The organism is Acinetobacter lwoffii (genome assembly GCF_024129855.1).
Lineage (GTDB): Bacteria > Pseudomonadota > Gammaproteobacteria > Pseudomonadales > Moraxellaceae > Acinetobacter > Acinetobacter lwoffii_L.
In genome coordinates, this window is sequence record NZ_JAMXXC010000052.1 from 1 (window position 1) to 6,122 (window position 6,122).

Consider the following 6,122-nt stretch of genomic DNA (forward strand, 5'->3'; position numbering starts at 1 on the left):
ATATTTTATATCCAGTCCATGGTGATAAAAACCATCATAAACCAGACATTTTTATTGGTGAGAATATAGACACTTTAAATGGGTTCTAACATTGGGAATTCGTATAACGTGTATTATGTTAATTTTAGAAATATTGAATAATTAATCATTTATCCCGTAAGTACTGAATAAATTAAATACATAGCAACTCCGATCACAGTCGTTGCAAAAATCTTTTGCACTCGATTAGCATCTATCCGATGTATTAAACTGCGCCCAATTAACATCCCCACAATACACGCCATAACGAAAGTGAGCGTGATGGAAACAGGATATTGAAAGCCGTCCAACACGTGGGCAGAAATACTAACCCCACCAATTAGAAAAATAATCATCAAGGAGGTCGCAACGATACTGCGCATATCGAGGTCTGTCACTTTACGTACTGCTGGAACAATCACAAAACCACCACCCACTCCAAGCAAGCCAGTTAACAAACCTGCCACCATACCAATAATACCGAGAGATAAAGCAGTTTTCATATTCCAGATCAGGCGACCTGTAGTTTGATTAACCTTGCACAGTGTATTTTCATGATCATGGACTTTATTAAAGAATATCCGGTAAGCGACGAGCAGCATCACTAGACTGAATGCTAGGGTTAGCCATACTGGAGATATAATTCCTGCTAGATGCACACCATAACGTGCTGATGGAATGCTGATGAGAGCAATCCAAAGCGCAGCACGATAACGCACTATACGTTTGAATAAACCTTCAAATGTTCCAACCAAGGCGGATAGAGTGACTGCAAGTAGGCCCACAGGGGCAGCCTGTGCTACAGTCCACCCTTGACTCGCCATGAGTGCCGGCACAGCGAGAATACCTCCACCAGCACCTGTTAACCCTAGCAAGCCACCAATGGCCAAGCTTTCCAGTATCAACATCCACATAGCCCACACCCCTCTTTAAATCAAGCAATTCAACAAAAGACAAACCTTGTTGTTTAATGTTGAAACTTGTTTATCTGAAATAGTTAAGTGGAAGTTTCAAATAAGAAACTCCATTCTCTTCTGGCTCAGGGAACTGTCCGGCTTTCATGTTGATCTGTATCGAAGGTAAAATTAGTTTTGGCATACTCAAACCCGCATCGCGCTTATTACGCATTTCTACAAATTCAGCTTTGGTCGTACCATGATGAATATGAATATTTCGGTTTTTTTGCGTCTGAAGATCCGTCTCACATACATAGCGATCACGGGTTTGTGGTAAATAGTCATGGCATAGAAATACTCGGGTACTCTCTGGCAGTTCAAACAGGCGCTGTACCGAATCAAAAAGTATTGCTGCACTTCCCCGCGGAAAGTCACAACGTGCCGTACCATAATCCGGCATAAACAAAGTATCCCCGACAAAGACAGCATCACCGATGACATAACTTAAGCAGGCCGGTGTATGTCCGGGGGTGGGAATGTTATATGCTTCGATTGAACCAATCTGAAATTTCTCATCATCTTCAAATAGGTAATCAAATAACTGCTGGGCATTCCATTGCTTAATATCCAAATGATAGATCGCAGCAAAGGTCTCCTGTACCACAGCAATTTTTTGACTCATGGCAATCTTGCCGCCCAATTCAACTTTGAGATACTGCGCTGCGGTCAAGTGATCTGCATGGACATGGGTTTCCAGAATCCACTCGACTGTTAAACCCTGTGCTTTGACATAGGCAATAATCTGATCGGCATGTGTGGTCGAAGTGGTTGCAGATGCAGCATCATAATCCAACACACTGTCAATAATTGCGCATGCCTGAGTTGTAGGATCACTCACCACATAACTAAAAGTATTGGTATCTTCATGAAAAAAATCTTTTACAACAGGGAAATTTGACATCATTAAGCTCCTGCCCACTTACGGTGAATCAACACGCCTACAAGCATTGCGACAATAAAATACAGGACCTGATAATGTCCAAGACCAATCAAAGTAAAACTTGGTGCAGGACATACACCAGCAACTCCCCAACCGATACCAAACAGCAGGCTGCCAATGATTAAGCGTGGGTCAAGTTTTTGACTGGTTGGCAATAAAATAGGTTCGTTAAAAACGGTTTTCGGTGCTGCAGAACGTATAGCTTTTTGAAAGGGAATAAATGCTACGGCAATTGCACCCATCATGACAAAGGCTAGACTGGCATCCCAGTCACCAAACAGATCTAGGAAATCCAGCACTTTTTCTGGATTCGACATACCTGATACCATCAGCCCCACAGAAAACAAACCACCAAAAATAAAAGCGAGAAAATTTTTCATTTAGAAAGCTCCTGTGATATGGCGAATCATATAAACAGTGACAAAACCAGCAAACATGAAACTCATGGTGGCCACGATGGAACGTTTAGACAAACGACTCATCCCGCAAATGCCGTGACCGCTGGTACAACCTGAACCTAAGCGTGTACCAAAGCCAACCAAGAGACCCGCAACCACCATCATCAGCGGACTCGCATTCAATTCAATTTCTGGCTGAACAAACAGTCCATAGATAAATGGCACCGTGATTAAGCCCAACAGAAACCAAATTGCAGGTGTTTTAAACATCGTTGAAGGGTTCAGCACCTGTTCGATTAAACCACTGATTCCGGCGATACGACCATGCACATAAAGATAGCCGACCACGGCTACGCCAAGAAGCAATCCGCCTAAAAATGCGATCAGAAAATCATGCATAGTAAATATACCCAATTACAATATATTTTTTTATATTATATAATAATTTTAATTATTCAAGTAGAAGATCTTAATTTTTTTATCTCATTATTAGGATGCATTCATGAACACTACTCAGTTAAAAACGCGAATAGACTTCTCACAAGTTGATCTTGTTAGTGATTGTCTAAAAGTTTTATCAAACCCAGATCGTCTTAAAATTCTATGTGTTTTGGTGGAAGGTGAACTCAATGTGCAGCAAATTGAAATACGCACTAATATCTACCAACCCACCTTGTCACAACAACTAACAGTTTTAAGAAACAATCAGATCGTATCGACACGACGGGAGGGTAAACAGATTTTTTATCAATTAAGCGATATGCGCGTGTTAAAAATCATGCAGACACTCTATGAAATTTATTGCAGTCACGATTAAGGTTCTGTCGCATTTCACCCTTTACAGTATCTAATCTAGTTCTTAATGCGATAGAACCATCTAACATAATGGCTGTTATACGAAATTAATGGATGTTCATATAGATTACTTGCATATTGTATTCGATCGAATACAATATAGTGAGAAGAGAAGGAATCCTCATGATTGAAATTAAACGTCTGCCAGAATTTGATGAATGGTTGGATGGCATTAAAGACAATATGACCCGTATCCGCCTGAATCGTCGATTAGATAAGGTTCAACGTGGAAACTGGGGAGACATTAAACCTCTCCAAGATGGCGTTTGGGAAATGAGAGAATTCTTCGGTTCTGGATGGAGGATGTATTACATCCAACATGGTGACGTTGTGATTGTAATGCTTGGTGGTGGAGATAAATCAACTCAACAACAAGACATCGATCGTGCAGTCAAACTATCGAAAACGTTGGAGGATTAAAATGGTTAAAGTAGCTGATTTACCAAGTTTTGATATGGCTGAGTCACTCAAAACTGAAGAAGACATTGTGATTTATCTCAATATGGTTCTTGAAGAGAATGATCCAGCTGAATTAGCTCATGCACTTGGTGTTATTGCTAAAGCTCGTGGCATGACTCAAATCGCTAAAGAAGCAGGGATTGGGCGTGAGGCACTCTACAAAGCCCTACGTCATGATTCAGCACCACGTTTTGATACAATTAATCGTGTAGTAAATGCTTTAGGCTTAAAACTCACAGTACAACACGCCTAAAGCTTTAAAAAATATAGTAAAAATGGGAGCTAAAGGCTCCCATTTTTAGATTCCTATAACGTGTATTATGTTAATTTTAGAGAAACTCATAAATGAATATAATAATTTGATTAAAATCCATTCTCTAAAATTCGGATATCAACACCAAGAACATCATCTTTTATCTTAAAGTGATGTTCTTGCATATGTACGGTTGCAAGGTGTGCATCTAAATGTTTGATACTTTTCCATTTTTCCAACATAACGACTGTATTTTTCAATGGCGCCTGATAAGACGCATGACTCTCATGATTAATAAGTAATTCGTAGCCAAAACAACCATCTTCTTCAAACACTGTTGGTGTGATCTCCTTGAATGAATTGATTACATGTTGCAGATGCTTTGAACCGGGTTTTACTTTAATTTCAGCAATAATTGTTAACATCATTTACCTCTATATCACTGATGCAGAAAAATTACGGATCAAATGTTGGCGATAGTCATCTTTTATTTGTGGTAAGTTTGGTGCTTTGATGACGTCATGAGCAATAAATGTTGACATGCTTTGCATACCAAGAAACTCATTGGCTTTTCGAAAAGGCAAATAAACCCCATCTACACCTCTCCCCTCAAAAAATTGTTTTGGATCAGTAAATGCTTCAGCAGGTGCATTCCAAGTTAATGACAGCATAAATTTTTTGCCATGCATTAAGCCTCCCGAACCATATTTTTTAGAAGTATCCGAACGTGAACGACCATCATTAGCGTATATATGACCATGACCTTCAGTAAATACATCATCAATATATTTTTTTACTGTCCATGGTGCACCCATCCACCAGCCTGGCATTTGATAAATAATAGCATCAGCCCAAAGATATTTTTTTACCTCCTCTTTTGGATCAAAAGCACTATCAGCACGCGTAACTTTAACTTTATGACCTAATTTGGTTAACACTTCTTCTGCTAAAATTGTCAAGGTATCATTCAATTCACCATTAGAATGAGCAAAAGTTTTAGCACCATTGATAATTAAAATATTATTCATCTTCATCCCAAATTGAATAGAGAAGTACAATATAAATTTAAGATCCATCAACATAAATGCAATTATTAACAAAACATTATTGATTAATTGTTAATAATTAAAATTAATATATAATTAAAAATGATTTTTTATTAATGATTTACTTAGATATGAAATCTACATTTGATGAACTTTTAGTATTTGTTACGATCGCTGATTGTGGCTCTATAGTGAAAACAGCAGAACAATTAAATCAAACAACATCTGCTATCAGTCGCACATTACAACGCCTCGAAAAAAAATTAAATGTTAAATTAATCGAACGTACAACCCGTAGCCTTAATCTTACCTATGATGGAAAAATTTTTTTAGAAAGAGCAAGAAAATTACTTTCTGATTTGAATGAAGCTGAAGAGTTGTTAATTAATCCAGGTACTGAACCTACAGGCTTAATTAAAATAGATTCAGCAACACCGTTTGTATTGCATGTAATTATTCCATTAATACCAGAGTTTATAGAACGATATCCAAAAATCAGTATTGAACTAACTAGTCATGATCATGTAATTGATTTATTAGAGCATAAAATAGATGTTGCTATACGATTTGGTGATCTAGAAGATTCAAGTCTCTATGCAAAATTATTATATAAAAGTCGTTTGTATATCGTTGCTAGCGCTGAATATCTCAAAAAAAATAACTTACCAAAATCTATTATTGAGTTAAATCAACATAGATTATTAGGATTTAGCCATCCTTTGCATTTAAATAATTGGCCAATTTATATAAATGATCAACTATATAAAACTTCACCATCTATTACAGCTTCTAATGGCGAAAGTGTTCGTCAACTTGCTTTACAAGGCGTAGGAATCGCTTGTCTCTCTGAATTTTTAATTTTAAAGGATATAAAAGAAGGTAAATTAATTGCTTTATTTGAAGATGAAATAAAGATTCATGAGCAAAAAATCCATGCTGTCTATTACAAAAAAAATTATATACCTAAGAGAGTTAGATTATTTATTGATTATTTATATGAAAAATTACAACAGCTTAATTAATTTTAAATGGATTTTTCAAACCAGAGTCTGAAAAATCCACCAAATCACTACCCATTTAACATAATGGAGGTTATGCGAAGTCGACTTGTTAGAACCCATTTAAAGTGTCTATATTCTCACCAATAAAAATGTCTGGTTTATGATGGTTTTTATCACCATGGACTGGATATAAAAT

The 6,122-nt window shown here is 37.1% G+C and carries 10 protein-coding genes; 4 read left to right on the forward strand and 6 right to left on the reverse strand.

What is annotated here, in order from left to right; translation table 11 throughout:
- Positions 1 to 149 precede the first annotated feature (149 nt).
- The 4 genes from NI465_RS16215 to NI465_RS16230 all read right to left on the reverse strand — a co-directional run bounded on the left by NI465_RS16215 (position 150) and on the right by NI465_RS16230 (position 2,711).
- On the reverse strand, positions 150 to 932 hold the full coding sequence (locus NI465_RS16215; RefSeq protein WP_086044976.1) for a sulfite exporter TauE/SafE family protein: 783 nt from the start codon (positions 930 to 932) through the stop codon (positions 150 to 152).
- A gap of 70 nt (positions 933 to 1,002) precedes the next feature.
- Complete coding sequence (locus NI465_RS16220) at positions 1,003 to 1,875, reverse strand: MBL fold metallo-hydrolase (protein ID WP_086044975.1); 873 nt, start codon at positions 1,873 to 1,875, stop codon at positions 1,003 to 1,005.
- Positions 1,876 to 1,877: 2 nt separating this feature from the next.
- On the reverse strand, positions 1,878 to 2,294 hold the full coding sequence (locus tag NI465_RS16225; protein WP_155861417.1) for a DUF6691 family protein: 417 nt from the start codon (positions 2,292 to 2,294) through the stop codon (positions 1,878 to 1,880).
- On the reverse strand, positions 2,295 to 2,711 hold the full coding sequence (locus tag NI465_RS16230) for a YeeE/YedE family protein (RefSeq protein WP_086044973.1): 417 nt from the start codon (positions 2,709 to 2,711) through the stop codon (positions 2,295 to 2,297).
- A 103-nt stretch (positions 2,712 to 2,814) separates the two neighbouring features.
- Between NI465_RS16230 and NI465_RS16235 the strand changes: the two genes are divergently transcribed.
- The 3 genes from NI465_RS16235 (at position 2,815) to NI465_RS16245 (ending at position 3,879) form a co-directional block, all read left to right on the forward strand.
- Positions 2,815 to 3,129, forward strand: coding sequence for an ArsR/SmtB family transcription factor (locus NI465_RS16235; protein WP_086044972.1), 315 nt, complete (start codon positions 2,815 to 2,817; stop codon positions 3,127 to 3,129).
- Between the two features lie 161 nt (positions 3,130 to 3,290).
- Complete coding sequence (locus NI465_RS16240) at positions 3,291 to 3,587, forward strand: type II toxin-antitoxin system RelE/ParE family toxin (protein ID WP_004647749.1); 297 nt, start codon at positions 3,291 to 3,293, stop codon at positions 3,585 to 3,587.
- 1 nt (position 3,588) lies between these two features.
- Positions 3,589 to 3,879 carry an addiction module antidote protein gene (locus NI465_RS16245; RefSeq protein WP_004647750.1) on the forward strand — a complete coding sequence of 97 codons (291 nt, stop codon included), beginning with the start codon at positions 3,589 to 3,591 and terminating at the stop codon, positions 3,877 to 3,879.
- Positions 3,880 to 3,989: 110 nt separating this feature from the next.
- On the opposite strand, the gene NI465_RS16250 is transcribed toward NI465_RS16245, so the two are convergent.
- Together NI465_RS16250 and NI465_RS16255 are read right to left on the reverse strand one after the other, a co-directional pair.
- Positions 3,990 to 4,304, reverse strand: coding sequence for a putative quinol monooxygenase (locus NI465_RS16250; protein WP_005105962.1), 315 nt, complete (start codon positions 4,302 to 4,304; stop codon positions 3,990 to 3,992).
- A gap of 9 nt (positions 4,305 to 4,313) precedes the next feature.
- Positions 4,314 to 4,907: an NAD(P)H-dependent oxidoreductase gene (locus tag NI465_RS16255; protein WP_004647752.1), complete on the reverse strand. Its 594-nt coding sequence runs from the start codon at positions 4,905 to 4,907 to the stop codon at positions 4,314 to 4,316.
- 149 nt (positions 4,908 to 5,056) lie between these two features.
- Here NI465_RS16255 and NI465_RS16260 point away from each other — a divergent pair, with 149 nt between their 5' ends.
- Positions 5,057 to 5,947, forward strand: coding sequence for a LysR family transcriptional regulator (locus NI465_RS16260; RefSeq protein WP_035334907.1), 891 nt, complete (start codon positions 5,057 to 5,059; stop codon positions 5,945 to 5,947).
- The last annotated feature ends 175 nt before the right edge of the window (positions 5,948 to 6,122 follow it).